16 protein-coding genes are annotated in these 14,319 nt (G+C 60.8%); 11 read left to right on the forward strand and 5 right to left on the reverse strand.

Features of this window, described 5'->3' with window-relative positions; translation table 11 throughout:
- Positions 1-42 precede the first annotated feature (42 nt).
- Both C4N23_RS08240 and C4N23_RS08245 read right to left on the reverse strand, forming a co-directional pair.
- The gene (locus C4N23_RS08240) at positions 43-1,371 is read right to left on the reverse strand and encodes an MATE family efflux transporter (RefSeq protein ID WP_112145361.1); all 1,329 of its coding nucleotides are present in this window, start codon (positions 1,369-1,371) and stop codon (positions 43-45) included.
- A 13-nt stretch (positions 1,372-1,384) separates the two neighbouring features.
- Positions 1,385-2,293, reverse strand: coding sequence for a pyridoxal-phosphate dependent enzyme (locus C4N23_RS08245; RefSeq protein ID WP_112145363.1), 909 nt, complete (start codon positions 2,291-2,293; stop codon positions 1,385-1,387).
- A 212-nt stretch (positions 2,294-2,505) separates the two neighbouring features.
- Between C4N23_RS08245 and C4N23_RS08250 the strand changes: the two genes are divergently transcribed.
- The 9 genes from C4N23_RS08250 to uvrC all read left to right on the forward strand — a co-directional run bounded on the left by C4N23_RS08250 (position 2,506) and on the right by uvrC (position 9,456).
- Positions 2,506-2,889 (forward strand): sigma factor-like helix-turn-helix DNA-binding protein, encoded by a 384-nt coding sequence (locus C4N23_RS08250; protein ID WP_055189689.1) that lies wholly within the window; start codon positions 2,506-2,508, stop codon positions 2,887-2,889.
- 30 nt (positions 2,890-2,919) lie between these two features.
- The gene (gene ffh / locus C4N23_RS08255; RefSeq protein WP_055189690.1) at positions 2,920-4,275 is read left to right on the forward strand and encodes a signal recognition particle protein; all 1,356 of its coding nucleotides are present in this window, start codon (positions 2,920-2,922) and stop codon (positions 4,273-4,275) included.
- A gap of 87 nt (positions 4,276-4,362) precedes the next feature.
- A complete protein-coding gene (rpsP, locus tag C4N23_RS08260; protein ID WP_022257433.1) occupies positions 4,363-4,605 on the forward strand; it encodes a 30S ribosomal protein S16 in 243 nt (80 codons plus the stop codon).
- Positions 4,606-4,621: 16 nt separating this feature from the next.
- Positions 4,622-4,855 (forward strand): KH domain-containing protein, encoded by a 234-nt coding sequence (locus C4N23_RS08265; protein ID WP_005920371.1) that lies wholly within the window; start codon positions 4,622-4,624, stop codon positions 4,853-4,855.
- 138 nt (positions 4,856-4,993) lie between these two features.
- Positions 4,994-5,530, forward strand: coding sequence for a ribosome maturation factor RimM (gene rimM, locus C4N23_RS08270; protein ID WP_112145365.1), 537 nt, complete (start codon positions 4,994-4,996; stop codon positions 5,528-5,530).
- A gap of 3 nt (positions 5,531-5,533) precedes the next feature.
- The gene (trmD, locus tag C4N23_RS08275; protein ID WP_112145367.1) at positions 5,534-6,766 is read left to right on the forward strand and encodes a tRNA (guanosine(37)-N1)-methyltransferase TrmD; all 1,233 of its coding nucleotides are present in this window, start codon (positions 5,534-5,536) and stop codon (positions 6,764-6,766) included.
- 262 nt (positions 6,767-7,028) lie between these two features.
- Positions 7,029-7,292 carry an HPr family phosphocarrier protein gene (locus tag C4N23_RS08280; protein WP_005920365.1) on the forward strand — a complete coding sequence of 88 codons (264 nt, stop codon included), beginning with the start codon at positions 7,029-7,031 and terminating at the stop codon, positions 7,290-7,292.
- An 80-nt stretch (positions 7,293-7,372) separates the two neighbouring features.
- Positions 7,373-7,612 carry a hypothetical protein gene (locus C4N23_RS08285; RefSeq protein WP_112145369.1) on the forward strand — a complete coding sequence of 80 codons (240 nt, stop codon included), beginning with the start codon at positions 7,373-7,375 and terminating at the stop codon, positions 7,610-7,612.
- Positions 7,609-9,456 (forward strand): excinuclease ABC subunit UvrC, encoded by a 1,848-nt coding sequence (gene uvrC / locus C4N23_RS08290; protein WP_112145371.1) that lies wholly within the window; start codon positions 7,609-7,611, stop codon positions 9,454-9,456. The genes C4N23_RS08285 and uvrC overlap by 4 nt, the downstream gene beginning before the upstream one ends.
- Before the next feature lie 189 nt (positions 9,457-9,645).
- Here the strand turns inward: uvrC and C4N23_RS08295 are convergent, their stop codons facing one another.
- From C4N23_RS08295 to C4N23_RS08305, 3 genes are read right to left on the reverse strand one after another with little or no spacing between them, the layout of a single operon-like run.
- Positions 9,646-10,497, reverse strand: coding sequence for a transporter substrate-binding domain-containing protein (locus C4N23_RS08295; RefSeq protein WP_112145373.1), 852 nt, complete (start codon positions 10,495-10,497; stop codon positions 9,646-9,648).
- Positions 10,498-10,507: 10 nt separating this feature from the next.
- On the reverse strand, positions 10,508-11,323 hold the full coding sequence (locus C4N23_RS08300; protein WP_112145375.1) for an amino acid ABC transporter ATP-binding protein: 816 nt from the start codon (positions 11,321-11,323) through the stop codon (positions 10,508-10,510).
- Positions 11,324-11,339: 16 nt separating this feature from the next.
- Entirely contained in the window at positions 11,340-12,023 is a 684-nt protein-coding gene (locus tag C4N23_RS08305; protein ID WP_055189700.1) for an amino acid ABC transporter permease, read from the reverse strand.
- 318 nt (positions 12,024-12,341) lie between these two features.
- Here C4N23_RS08305 and C4N23_RS08310 point away from each other — a divergent pair, with 318 nt between their 5' ends.
- Complete coding sequence (locus tag C4N23_RS08310) at positions 12,342-13,358, forward strand: NAD(P)H-dependent glycerol-3-phosphate dehydrogenase (RefSeq protein ID WP_483423400.1); 1,017 nt, start codon at positions 12,342-12,344, stop codon at positions 13,356-13,358.
- A 156-nt stretch (positions 13,359-13,514) separates the two neighbouring features.
- A complete protein-coding gene (locus C4N23_RS08315) occupies positions 13,515-14,312 on the forward strand; it encodes a zinc dependent phospholipase C family protein (RefSeq protein ID WP_112145379.1) in 798 nt (265 codons plus the stop codon).
- The last annotated feature ends 7 nt before the right edge of the window (positions 14,313-14,319 follow it).

Raw genomic sequence — 14,319 nt, forward strand, 5'->3', positions numbered from 1 at the left:
TGCATTGCAACAGGCATTTTTTTGCTGTATCAACGATAAAAATTACAGCGTCCCATCCTTCAGGCAGCGGACGAGGGCGGGGACTTCATAGACGAGCATGAGGACCCAGCCGACGGCGTAGCTGTAGGGGAGGGCCTCAATGTCCATCTTCAGCACCAGCACGAAGACGGCGGCAGCGGCGACGCGGCCCGCCATGTTGAGCATGCTGCTGTTGAGGGTGATCTTCAGATCGCCCAGACCCCGGAAGCCGCCCTGAATGCCGTTGGTGAGGGCGGGCATCAGGTAGAACAGGGAAACGAGCCTCAGGAAGCGGACGCCCAGCTCCACGACGCCGGGGTCATCCACGAAGAGGCGGATGATGGGCTCAGCGCCGAAGAAGCAGAGGACCGCGATGCAGACGGCGTAAATGGCTTCGATCTTCAGACCACAGAAAAAGCCCGCCCGCACCCGATCCTTTTTGCCCGCGCCGCGGTTCTGGGCCATCAGGGTGGTGGTGGCGTGGCCGATGTTCTGCTGGGGGGTGTAGGCAAAGTCGTCGATGCGGCTGGACGCGGCAAAGGCGGCCATGGCGTTGACGCCCATGGTGTTGACGATGGCTTGGACGGCGATCTTGCCCAGTTGGACGGTGGCTTGCTGCATGGCGCTGGTCCAGCCGTAGCTGACGGTCTTTTTCAGCAGAGAGCTGTCAAAAATGAGCCAGCGGCGGCCCAATTGCAGCACCGGGATCTTGAACCGGATGTAGATGAGACAGAGCACGCAGCACACGGCCTCGCTGAGGACGGTGGAGAGGGCGCAGCCCTCCGACCCCCAGTTGAGGACTTCCACGAAGAAGAGGTCTCCGCCGATGTTCAGCACCGAACTGACCATCAGGAAGTAGAGGGCGCTCTTGCTGTCGCCCAGCGCCCGCATGGTGGCGGCGAGGAAATTATAGAAAAAGGTGAAGATGAGCCCGGCGAAGACGATGCGGAGGTAATTGACCGCAATGGGGAGGATCTCTTCCGGGACTTGGAGGAGCCGGAGCAGCGGGTTTGCCAGCAGGATGCACGCCAGCGAGAAGGCCAGCGAGAAGACCGTGCCCGCGATGGCGGTGGTGGAGACTTGGCGCTCCACCAGCTTGTTGTCACCTGCGCCGAAGGCGGTACTGACGAGGATGCCCGCACCGAGGCACATGCCGTTGATGAAGAGGATGGCCAGCGTCATCAGCGGGTTGGAGGTGCCGACGGCGGCAAGGGCATCCTCGCCGACGAATTTGCCCACGATGATGCTGTCTACGGCGTTGTAGGTGAGCTGGAACAGGTTGCCCAGCACGAGGGGAATGGTGAAATTGACCAGCAGCGGGGGAATGGAGCCGGTCGTCATGTCTTTGGTCATAGGGGATTCCTTCTCAAATAATATTTTGTCTGCCGCTGAAAATGGCCAGAGCGGAGCGGCTGGTGCCGTTGGCGATGAGCTGAGCGGCGGCGTGGAGGGCGGCACCGGCGCTGAGGGAGGCGGGGATGGCGTCGGAGGCGAGGACCTTCTGGGCCGCGCGGACAGCGTCGGCGCGGGTGACGGCGGCCACATTGTCCACGACGTAGGCGTTATAGTTTTTTGGGATGAAGCCGAAGCCGATCTCCGGGATGCCGTGGCCGCCGGTGAAGCCGCCGCTCAGGGCCTGACTCTCAAAGGGTTCCACGGCGACCATGCGGACATCGTTGGTCCACGCCTTGAGCGTTTCGCCCACGCCGGTGATGGTTCCCGCACTGCCCACGCCGACCACGACGCTGTCCACAAGGCTGGAACCCTCCCGCGCAATGGCTCTGGCGATGGCGGGGCCGGTGACGCGGCGGTGGTATTCGGGGTTATTGTCGTTGGCCAGCCAGTTCATATAGTACCAGCCGTTTTCGGCGGCCTTGGTCTCAGCCAGCGCCCGCGCTCCGGCCAGCCCGTTCCGGGCCGGTGAGTGGAGGATTTGGGCCCCAAGGCGGAGCAGATACTCCTGCCGCAGGGCGGGGGCGTCCTCCGGCATGGTGAGCACGATGGGATGCCCGGCGGTGCGGCTGGCCAGCGTCAGCGCGACGGCAAAGGCGCCCGATGAGGCTTCAATGATGGGCTGGCCGGGGGCAAGGGCGTGCTGTTCCGCCGCAAGGGCCAGCATCCCTTCGGCCAGCCCATCGCGGGATGTGCCGGTGGGGCCGTTGAAATCCAGATACGCATACAGCCGCCCCTTGAGCCCGCAAGCCGCAAGGTAGCCCCGCAGCTCCACGATGGGGCAGGGCAGGAGCGTTTGATAAAAATTCGGATGGATGGGCACGAAATTCCTCCTTTGGTGGGATACATTATAATAATCGTAACGCAAACGGGCCGGGGCGTCAAGCTGCACTTTGGCAAAAACGGAGAAATTTCGCGAAAAAAATTGGCAGAGTGATGAAGAAAAGCCTTGACAAGGGACGAACAGTCTGTTATACTCCGTATGTAAAGCAAAAAACCTTTACAAACAATGAGAGGTCAGGGCAGAAAAGCACAATGGCAAAAGATTTTGAGATGGGCTATCTGCTCGATTTTTACGGCGAGGTCCTCACGCCCAAGCAGCGCGAGATGCTGAACCAGTATTACAACGATGACCTCTCCCTGAGTGAGATCGGCGAAAACTTCGGCATTACCCGGCAGGGCGCACGGGACGCCATCAAGCATGGTGAGACCGCCCTGAAGGAGTTGGAAGCCAAGGTGGGCTTTGCGGCCCGGTATCGCCGGGTGCAGGAAAAGCTGGAAGAGCTGGAACAGCTCGTCATCGATGCACGATTCGAGTGCACCGGCCCCTACGCCAAGCTCACCACCACCGAGTACGCAGCCACGCTGACCAAGATGCTGGGGATCATCCGGTCCATGGACGAGGTCAACGAGAGCTGAAACCACATTCTTTTGAGAGGAGCACCGCACATGGCTTTTGAATCTTTGACCGACCGCCTTGCCGGTGTGTTCAAGAAACTGCGCGGCCACGGCAAACTGACCGAAGCGGACATCAAGGCCGCCATGCGCGAAGTGCGGATGGCCCTGCTGGAAGCCGACGTCAACTACAAGGTGGCCAAGGACTTCTGCGCCAAGGTCTCCGAACGAGCCATGGGGCAGGAGGTCATGGAAAGCCTGACCCCGGCCCAGCAGGTCGTCAAGATCGTCAACGAAGAGCTCGTTGCGCTGATGGGCGGCGAGGAAGCTGAAAAGCTGATCGTCAAGAACAAGGGCCAGACCATCATCATGCTCTGCGGCTTGCAGGGCAACGGTAAAACCACCCACGCGGCCAAGCTTGCCAAGTATTTCATCAAGCAGGGCCGCCGCCCCATGCTGGTGGCGTGCGATATCTACCGCCCTGCCGCCATTGACCAGTTACAGGTCGTGGGCAAACAGGCGGGGGCACCGGTCTTTACGCTGGACGGCGAAAAGCCGCCGGTCATCGCCAAAAAGGCGTTGGCCCACGCGAAGGACTACGGCAATGACATCATCATCCTTGATACCGCCGGCCGCTTGCAGATCGACGAGGTCCTGATGCAGGAGCTGGTCCAGATCAAGGAAGCCGTCCCTGTGGACGAGACGCTGCTGGTGGTGGATGCCATGGCCGGTCAGGACGCGGTGAATGTCGCCAAGACCTTCAACGAGACCGTCGGCGTGGATGGCATCATCCTGACCAAGACCGACGGCGACACCCGCGGCGGTGCAGCCCTTTCGGTGCTGGCCGTCACCGGCAAACCCATCAAATTCCAAGGCACCGGCGAAAAGCTGGATGACCTCGAAGTGTTCCACCCCTCCCGCATGGCCGGCCGCATCCTCGGCATGGGCGATGTGCTTAGCCTGATCGAGCGCGCGCAGGACGCCGCCGACGAAAAGGCCGCCGAAGAGACCGCCAAGCGGATGATGGAGAACAAGTTCGACATGAACGATATGCTGGCCCAGTTTGCGCAGATCCGCAAGATGGGCGGCGCAGGGGCCATGCTGAGCATGATGCCCGGTATGTCGGGCATCGACGCCAGCCAGATCGACGAGAAGGCCTTCGACCGCATCGAGGCCATGATCTACTCGATGACCAAAGAGGAACGCGAAAAGCCTTCCATCATCAACCCCAAGCGCAAGCGCCGCATCGCCGCCGGCAGCGGCACCCGCGTGGAAGACGTCAACAAGCTGCTCAAGCAGTTTGAGATGATGCAGAAGATGATGAAGCAGTTCAAGAAGAGCCCCAAAGGCTTTGCCCGGCGGCTCGGCGGCATGATGGGCAGCCCGAACGCCTTCCGCGGCCTGAAATGATTTTGGTATACACCCCGCTGGGGTTGTACAGATAGATTTTAAACACCCCGATATCGGGGCACAAAGAATTTTTGGAGGATATTTACCATGGCAGTTAAGATTCGTCTGCGCCGCGTCGGCGCCAAGAAGGCTCCCTTCTATCGTGTGGTTGTTGCTGACAGCCGCTTCCCCCGCGACGGCCGTTTCATCGAGGAGATCGGCACCTACGATCCCAACAAGGAGCCCTCTGAGGTGAAGATCGACGCCGAGAAGGCTAAGCAGTGGATCGCCAACGGCGCACAGCCCACCGATACCGTTCGCGTGCTGCTGAAGAAGTCCAACATTCTGTAAGTAGGAGGGCTGACTCATGCAGGAGCTGTTGCTGGCAGTTGCCCGCGGTCTCGTGGAGGACAAGGACGCCGTCAAGGTTACGGTGGACGAACCCCGCGAGGACGGCACCATCGTCTACCACCTGAGCGTGGCGGAGGGAGATATGGGCCGTGTCATCGGCAAGCAGGGCCGGATCGCAAAAGCCATTCGTGTGGTGATGCGCGCGGCTGCTGTGCGGGTCGATGAAAAGGTCCTTGTTGAGATCGACTGAGCACCCTACGAGCCCTCTGCCGCTTGGCAGAGGGCTTTTCTTATAAAAGAACGAGAACCTCTCCGTCATTGCTTCCCAATGCCACCTCCCCTACGAGGGGGGCGCAAGGGAGACGGAGAGGTTGAATAGGAGAAAAAAATGCAGCAATACCTTGAAGCGGGCAAAGTGGTTACGACCCATGGTGTGCGCGGTGAAATGAAGCTGGAGCTGTGGTGCGACGGCGTGGCGTTCCTGAAGAAAGTGGGCCGCCTGTACGCTTCGGCCAAGGGCGGCAAATGCTACAAGATCGTCTCCATCCGCCCGCAGGGGCAGATGGCGCTGCTCCAGCTGGAGGGCGTGGAGGACATGGACGCCGCCCGCGCACTGCGGGGGCAGGTGTTCTACTTTGACCGCAGCGACGCCACCCTGCCCGCCGGGCGGTGGTATGTGGCCGACCTCATCGGGTGCGAGGTGCGGGATGCGGACACCGGCAAGGTGTACGGCGTCGTGACCAGTGTGGACCATCCCGGCGCACAGGATATCTACACCGTCAAGGCCCCGAACGGCAAGGAATATATGTTCCCCGGCGTGGACGCCTTCCTGAAAGAGCGCAACCCGCCGGAGGGGTATCTCCTTGTGACCCCCATCCCCGGTTTGCTGGATGACGATTGCGACAGCGAGCGGGAGGAGGAGTGAGCCATGGGAATGCGTGTGGACATCGTGACCCTCTTCCCGGAGATGTGCCAGCAGGTACTGGATGCCAGCATCATCGGCCGCGCCGCCAAGCGGGGCTATATTGAGACCCACTGCCACCAGATCCGCGATTACACGACCAATAAGCAGAAGCAGACCGACGACTATCCCTACGGCGGCGGCTGCGGCATGGTGCTGTATGCCCAGCCCATCGCGGACTGCCTCCGCGCCGTGCAGAAGGAAGTGGAGGAACAGGGGCGCCCCAAGCCGCATATTGTATTCTTGACGGCGGGCGGCCAGCGCTACACCGAAGAGCACGCCCGGAGGCTGGCGGAGTACGACAACCTGACGCTGGTCTGCGGCCACTATGAGGGCATCGATGAGCGGGTGATCGACGCCTTTGCGGACGAAGAGATCTCCATCGGCGACTATATCCTGACCGGCGGCGAGCTGGCCAGTCTGGTCGTGGCGGACAGCGTGCTGCGGCTCAAGCCCGGTGTGCTGGCGGAGCAGAAAGGATACGAAGAGGAAAGCTACTGGGATGGGCTGCTGGAGTATCCGCAGTACACCCGGCCGGAAGTCTGGGAGGGCCGCGCGGTGCCGCAGGTGCTGCTGGGCGGCGACCACCAGAAAATCGACGCTTGGCGGGGCGAGCAGAGCCGCACCCGCACCCGGCTGCGCCGCCCGGAGCTGTATGAGCAGTGGTGCGAGACCCACCCCATCACCGAGCTGCCCAAGTGGAAGCGGGGCGAGAACGTCCGGCTCGTGAAAACGGAGGAGCAGTTCCGCGCGGCAGCGCAGCTGTTCTCGGAGGGCCGGCGCGATCTGGGCCGCGGCTGCTGGACCGAGGAGGGGCTGGCCGAGTGGACGCCGGAGTGTTTCTACGATCAGCTCAAGGAAGAAAAGGCGCAGGGCTGGGCGTGCTACCTGCACTACACGAAAAATGAGCCGGACGGCATGATCAGCGTGGACCATAAGGGCGGACGGATCGAGCATCTGTTCATTGCAGCCAGCGCGCGGGGCAAGGGCATCGGCCAGAAGATGCTGGATTTTGCCCGCAAAAAGCTGCCGGAACACCCCCACCCCACCCTGACCGTGCTGGACAAAAATACCCGTGCGTTGGCTCTTTACCGCCGGATGGGCTGGAAGGTGTGCGGCGTGGAGCTGGTGTTCGACCCTGCGAAAGATCGCTTCGCCGCCGTGCACAGCGAGCTTCTCGTGATGCGGTACGAGGGCTGAAAAATGCTGCCGAAGGGACGCAAAGGCGGTCGACAGTCGAAAAAATGTTGAAAACTTTTGTATTACCCAGCCAATGCCGGGGGAATAATTTTGTTATCTTTGTATAAATGGCGAAAAAAGCCCCGGATATCATTGGGAAAACCGCCAAAAATGCGTCGAGGGGCTGTACAACGGTTTCGGCTTGCGCTAAAATAGGTACAACGCAACAGGCACGAAACAATATTGCATTCCCGAAAACGATAATAGATAGGAGCGTTTTACTATGTACGTCAAAGAAGTTACCGTTGAAAATCAGGTTGGTCTGCATGCTCGTCCGGCTACCTTCTTTATCCAGAAGGCAAACGAGTTCAAGTCTTCCATTTGGGTCGAGAAGGAAGAGCGCCGCGTGAACGCAAAGAGCCTGCTGGGCGTTCTGTCTCTGGGCATCGTGGGTGGTACTACCATCCGCATTATTGCGGACGGTGCTGATGAGCAGGCTGCGGTCGATGGCCTGATCAAGCTGGTCGAGTCCGGCTTTGCAGAGTAATTCGAGCCTTTGATTTTTGAAGCGGCGGGAGATTATCCTGCCGCTTTTTTGGTATGATACACAACAAGGAGGTTTTGGCCATGAAGGAATCCACTGAGAAGTTCCTGCGCAGGGTGAGCGATGTCTGCGAAGAGGGCACCATCTCGAAGGTGCTCTTCGGCATCTACTGCGTGCTGTTCGTCATCAATATGCTGCTGTGTATTTTTTCCGAAAAGAAGCCGAGTTGGCTGAACTCGGCGCTGATCGGTGCCGGGATAGGCAGCACCCACTACTATATGGATAAGTATGCCCGCAAGAAGGCTGAAAAGGCTGAAGCATGACCAAAGCGGAACTCTACAAAAAAGCCTGTATGCTGCCGCTTCTGCCGGGGGTGTATATCATCCGGGATAAAAGCGACACCATCATCTATATCGGCAAGGCCAAGCGGCTGCGCATCCGGGTGAGCCAGTATTTCCGGGAGGGTGTGCCCCACGATAACAAGGTCAGCCAGATGATCGCCCACGCCTATGCGTTCGATGTCATCGTCTGCCAGAGCGAGTTCGAGGCGCTGGTGCTGGAAGCCAGCCAGATCAAGGCCCACACCCCGAAGTACAACATCCTGCTGAAGGACGACAAGGGCTACAGCTATATCAAAGTGACCAAGGAGGCGTGGCCGCGGCTCTCCTTCACGCTGCAAAAAGAGGAGGACGGAGCGGAGTATATCGGCCCCTATACCTCCAGCTTTGCGGCGCGGCAGATGGCCGAAACGGCCATGGATGCCTTTCTGCTGCCCCGGTGCAATAAGCGGTTCCCGCAGGACTGCGGCAAGGGCCGCCCCTGCCTGAACGCCCACATCGGCAAGTGCATGGCCGTGTGCAGCGGGAAGATCAGCTGCGAAAACTACAATCAGGCCGTCAAGAGCGCGGTCCACCTGATCCGCTACGGCAAAAAGGATATCCTCAAGACCCTGCACGAGCGGATGATGGAAGCGTCCGACCGGCTGGAATTTGAGACGGCGGCCCTGCTCCGCGACCAGATCAACGCCATCACCAAGGTGACGGCGGGGCAGAAGGTGGTGGTGGACCCGGACGTGGAGATGGACGTGGTGGCGCTGGCAGGCACGCCCAACAGCGTCTGCGCGGCGGTGCTCCGCTTCCGGGAAGGGCGGCTGACCGACAAGCGGGAGTTCCTCTTTCACGATACCGCTGACATTGCGGCGGCGCGGGAGGAGTTCCTGCCCCGGTACTATCTGGACGACGAGCAGATCCCCAAGGTCATCGCTGTGGACGAGCTGCCGCCGGACAGCGACGCGCTCCAACAGGCGCTGACCGACAAGCGGGGGAGCGAGGTGCAGCTCTATGTCCCTCAGCGGGGCGACAAGGCCCACCTCATTGAGATGGCCCACACCAACGCCGTGGAGCGCTTGGCGCGGGAGAGCGGCCGCTACGCCCGCGAGGAAAAACTGCTGGACGAGCTGGCGCAGGTACTGGGGCTTTCAAAGCCCCCCCGCACCATCGAAAGCTACGATATCTCCAACTGGGGCGACGGTTCCAGCGTCTGCGGCATGGTGGTCTTCCGGGACGGCAAGCCCTACAAGACGGGCTACCGGAAGTTCAAGATGCAGACGGTGCCGGGCACCGACGACTACGCTTCGCTGGCCGAGACGGTCTCGCGCCGGGCGGCGGCCTACGAACGGGTTCATGAGCTGGCCGCCCATGGGCAGGCCAGCGAGGATTACTTCGGCGAGAAGCCGGACCTGCTGCTGATGGACGGCGGCAAGGGCCAAGTCAGCGCGGCTAAGGCGGCGCTGGCGGGCACCAAGCTGGCGGATGTGCCGTTGTTCGGCATGGTCAAGGACGACCACCACCGCACCCGCGCCATCGTGGACAGCGACGGGCGGGAAATCGCCATCAACATGAACCGGGGGACATTCACCTTCATCACGGCCATTCAGGACGAGACCCACCGGTTTGCCAACGCCTACCGCAAGCAGCAGATGAAGAAAAAGAGCTACGCCTCCGCCCTGACCGAGGTGCCCGGCGTGGGGCCGAAAACAGCCAAGGCGCTGATGAACCAGTTCAAGAGCGTGGCTGCGGTGCGGGAAGCCAGCACCGCAGCGCTGGAGAATACGCCCGGTGTGGGGCCGCTGTTGGCGCAGACCATTTACGAGTATTTTCACACCTGAAGGAATGTACTCTTTTGCGCGCCAAAAGAGTACCAGAAAAGCGCCGCTTTTTCGAGGCGCGGGCACGAATCAAGGGCTGCTCGCCCCTGATAACCCCAAATAAGAAGGCCCTGTCAAAAAAATCGGGCGGTGCGCCAGTCGGCGCAAACGCTTTTCCGATTTTTCGACAGGGCCGATTTTAATTTAAGCTCAGTTTTCGGAAGAGATATCTTGACCGAAATACTTTTCGCTCAGCTCTTTGAGGGTGCCGTCGGCGCGCAGCTCGTCGATGGCGTTATTGACGGCCTCCAGCAGGGTGGCGCTGGCGTCGGCCTTGCGCAGGGGGATGGCGACGTGGGAAGCTTCCTCGGTCTGGGCGACGATCTTGAAGTCGGCGTCCGGATGGACGTTCAGGTAGTCATAGAAGGAGACATCGGCGTTCAGGGTGGCGTCGATGCGGCCCGCGGTCAGGAGCTGGATGGTCTCCTCCAGCGTGTCGATGCCCTGCACAGTGGCGCCGTAGCTTTCGGCCAGTTCCATATAGGTGGAGGCGAGGCTGTTGGCGGTGGTCTTGCCCTTCAGGTCCTCGAAGGTCTTGATGTCGTCGTTGTCCTTCTTGACGGCGAGGGCGGTGTGGATGTAGCCGTAGGGGGTGGTGAAGTCGTAGGTCAGGGCGCGCTCATCGGTGACCTCGACGCCGTTGCAGACCATATCATAGCGGCCCGCATCCAGACCGGCGAACAGGCTGTCCCAGTCGCTCTCCACATACTCCGGCTCCACGCCCAGCTTCTCGGCGATGGCGCGGGAGACCTCGACGTCATAGCCGACGAGGGTGTCGCTCTCATCGTGATAGCTCCACGGCTGCCATGCACCTTCCAGCGCAACGATCAGCTTGCCGTTGGCCTGAATGGCGGCGAGCTGGTCTGCCGCAGCGGAGTCGGCGGAAGCAGCGCCGGAAGCGGTGGTGCTGGCGGAACTGCTGTTGGAGGAGCAGCCGGAGAGCGTGAGCACACCGGCGGCTGCCATGACGCTCATCAGGGAAATAAAGGTTCTTCTTTTCATACTATACCTCTTAATTTGTATGTTCAATTTTACGTAAAAACTCTCTTGTACGTTCTTCCTTCGGATTCTCAAAGAATTCGCGGGAGGGAGCCTGTTCGACCACTACGCCGTTTTCCATGAAAACGGTCTTGGAAGAGACGTTGCGGGCAAAGCCCATCTCGTGTGTGACCACGAGCATGGTCATGCCCTCCTCGGCCAGCTGCCGCATGACGGCGAGGACTTCGCCGGTCAGCTCCGGGTCCAGCGCCGAGGTCGGCTCGTCGAAGTAGATGATCTCCGGGTCGGTGGCAAGGGCGCGGGCGATGGCGACGCGCTGCTGCTGGCCGCCCGAAAGCTGGCGGGGGTAGTAGTCCGCCCGGTCGGCCAGACCGACCTTTTCCAGCATCTTCCGGCCGATGGCGTCGGCCTCCTCCTTGGGCGTTTTGCGGGCAACGATGAGGCCCTCGGTGACGTTCTGGAGGGCGGTCTTGTTCCGGAACAGGTTGTAGTTCTGGAAGACGAAGGCCGTCTTTTTGCGCAGACGGGCGATGTCGGCTTTGGTGATCTTGCCGAGGTCGAAGGTCTCGCCGTCAAAGACGAGGCGGCCGCTGTCGGCGGGCTCCAAGAAGTTCAGGCAGCGCAGAAGGGTGGTCTTGCCGGAACCGCTGGGGCCGAGGATGGCCACGACGTCGCCTTTTTCCACGGTCAGGTCCACGCCGCGCAGCACATTCAGGGTGCTGGCCACCCGGCGGGCGCTGCCGCGGGGGAAGGGGCCGAGGTGGAAACGGGGCTTATCGTCGTAGGTATAGAACGATTTGTGGATGTCTTGAATTTCTAACATAGCCATGCTGCTTCCTCCTTTCTCACTGGAAGCCGTGGGCGTTCAGATGGCGCTCCAACAGGCTTTGCAGCTTGGTGACCACCGTGCAGAACAGCAGGTAGACCACGGCGACTTCACAGTAGATGGGCAGGAAAATGTAGGTGCGGGCCGCGACGCGCTGGCCGGCCATGAACAGCTCCGCCACCGTGATGTTGGACGCCAGCGAGGTATCCTTGATCATGCCGATGAGGGAGTTGGAGAGGGCGGGCACGGCGGTGCGCAGCGCCTGCGGCAGCACGATGCGGCGCATGATCTGCCACCACGTCATGCCGACGCAGTAACCGGCTTCGAGCTGGCCCTGCGGCACGCTTTCCAGCGCGCCGCGCATGGTCTCGGCACAGTAAGCCCCCTCGTTGATGGCGAAGGCGATGACCGCCGCCGGGAAGGCGTCCAGCATGATGCCCACACTGGGCAGACCATAGAAGATGATGAACAGTTGGACCAGAAGCGGGGTGCCGCGGATGACCCAGATGTAGAACCGGGCCACCTGCCGCAGCACCGGAACATTGGCGTACTGCACCAGCGCCACCACCACGGCCAGCACCATGGCGAGGGAGAAGGAGATGAGGGTCAGCGGGATGGTCATGGTGAGACCCGCCGACAGGATACGGGGCAGCGCTTCCCACAAAACGCTGGCCGTGCGGTTGGAAAGAATCGTTTCGAGCATTGAAAATCTTCCTTCTTTTGACAAAAAGAAACTGCGGAGTGTCTATTATATACCTTAAAGGCCACTTGAAGTCAAGTGAAATCCTATAATTCCTACCAGAAAACTATAACATGAATTTCCAGCGGACGCAATTTGTTTGGGCAATTCCCCTGTTATTACCAAAAGCGCGGGGAAACATGCGCTAACTTTGTGCAGTCTGGCAAGGAGTTGACGTTGACGGGAGTTTCGTGTACAATAGAAACTGACAAGCCCCCGCCAAATTTGCGGGGAATATGCCAGCGGCGCGAAAGCCGCGCGGCGGATTCGGAGGATATGAACGTGACGAAACGGAATATCGGGGTTCTGGGTGCAGGTACTTGGGGCATGGCACTGGCACGGATGCTCTGCGTGAGCGGGAACGATGTGCAGGTCTGGTCGGCCATCGAAAAGGAGATCGACAGCCTGTCGAGCACCCGCGTGCACCCCAATCTGCCCGGAATGAAGGTCCCGGACGAGCTGCGCTTTACCAAGAGCATCGAGGAAGTGTGCAAGGACAAGGACGTGCTGCTGTTTGCAGTGCCGTCGGTGTTCGTGCGTTCCACGGCAGCCAAGGCGCGGCCCTATGTGGCGGATGACCAGATCATCGTGGACGTGGCAAAGGGCATCGAGCCCGATACCCTGTACACCATGACCGAGATCTTGGCCGACGAGCTGGGCAAGGAGGGCGGCCCGAAGGGCATCCGTCTGGTGGCGCTGTCCGGCCCCACCCACGCCGAGGAGGTGGCGGTGGACCTGCCCACGACCATCGTATCGGCCAGCCCGGACATGGAGGCGGCCAAGTTCGTGCAGGAGGTCTTCTCCAACAGCGTCATGCGCGTGTACACGAATGAGGACATCAAGGGCGTGGAGCTGAGCGGCGCTATGAAGAACGTCATCGCGCTGGGCGTCGGCATCTCCACCGGCCTTGGCTACGGCGACAACGCCCGCGCTGCCCTCATCACCCGCGGCATCGCCGAGATCGCCCGGCTGGGCGTGGCGATGGGCTGCAATGTCCACACCTTTGCGGGTCTGGCGGGCATCGGCGACCTGATCGTGACGGCTACCAGTATGCACAGCCGCAACAACCGCGCCGGTATCCTCATCGGCAAGGGCGAGACGCCGGAGAACGCGGTCAAGGAAGTCGGCATGGTGGTGGAGGGCATGAACGCCCTGCCCGCCGCACTGGAACTGGCCGAGCAGTATCAGGTGGACATGCCCATCGTCCAGACCGTGAATGCCATCGTCAACAAGGGCATGGGCGCGGCGGAGGCCGTGCGCACCCTGATGGACCGCGACCCGAAGAATGAATTGAAGTGAGGCAATGGCTGTTCGGAAGCTGCTTTGCGGCAACCGAACAGCTTTTTTTACAAAAGATATCTCAAATATTTTACCAAAATAATGCCCGAAAGGGTAGCAGAGGGAAAATGTTTCTGGTATACTAGCTTCGTATGAAAATCGTAAGGGGGAGTAAATATGCCTTCTACTTATGCACACCGCCGGTTCGGGGCGGATGTTCTGGCTCGGCTGCCGGAAGAGCTGCGGGACAAGATCGAGCCTTACCGTGCGCTGTATGATCTGGGTCTCCACGGGCCGGACCTGCTGTTTTACTACAAGGCATTGCAGTCGAACCATGTGAGCCGGCTGGGCGGCGCCATGCACGAGCAGCCGGGTGCGGTGTTCTTCGAGCGGGCGCGGGGCGTCATCCGCAAGTCCAAGAATAAGGATGCCGCGCTGGTGTACGCGCTGGGGTTCATCTGCCACTTTGCGCTGGACAGCACCTGCCACCCGTACGTGGAGCAGTATGTCCGCTCCAGCGGGGTGAGCCACTGCGAGATCGAGACGGAGTTCGATAACATGCTGCTCCGCCGGGACGGCCACGACCCGATGCACTACCTGACGGCCAGCCACATCCAGCCCAGCCGCATCTGGGCGAATGTTGTGGCTCCGTTCTACGAGGGCATCAGCGTGGACGAAGCCTATCAGGCCATGACCGGCATGGTCTTCGTCCACAAGATGCTGCTGGCCTCCAACCCGGCAAAGCGCTGGGTGGTGCTGAGCGCCATGCGGCTGGCGGGCAAGTGGGAGTTCATGCACGGACTGGTGGCGAACCCCAAGCCGAACCCGGACTGCGCCGAGAGCGGCTGCGGGCTGGATGCCTTGTACCAGAAGGCCATCCCGCTGGCGGTCCGGCTCATCACGGAGTATGTGGACGGGCTGAGCACGGATGCACCGTTGGATGCGGCGTATCAGCACACCTTTGGAGAGAATTGAGAGGAAT

Origin of the sequence: Faecalibacterium hattorii, assembly GCF_003287455.1 — a bacterium.
Taxonomy (GTDB): Bacteria; Bacillota; Clostridia; order Oscillospirales; family Ruminococcaceae; genus Faecalibacterium; species Faecalibacterium hattorii.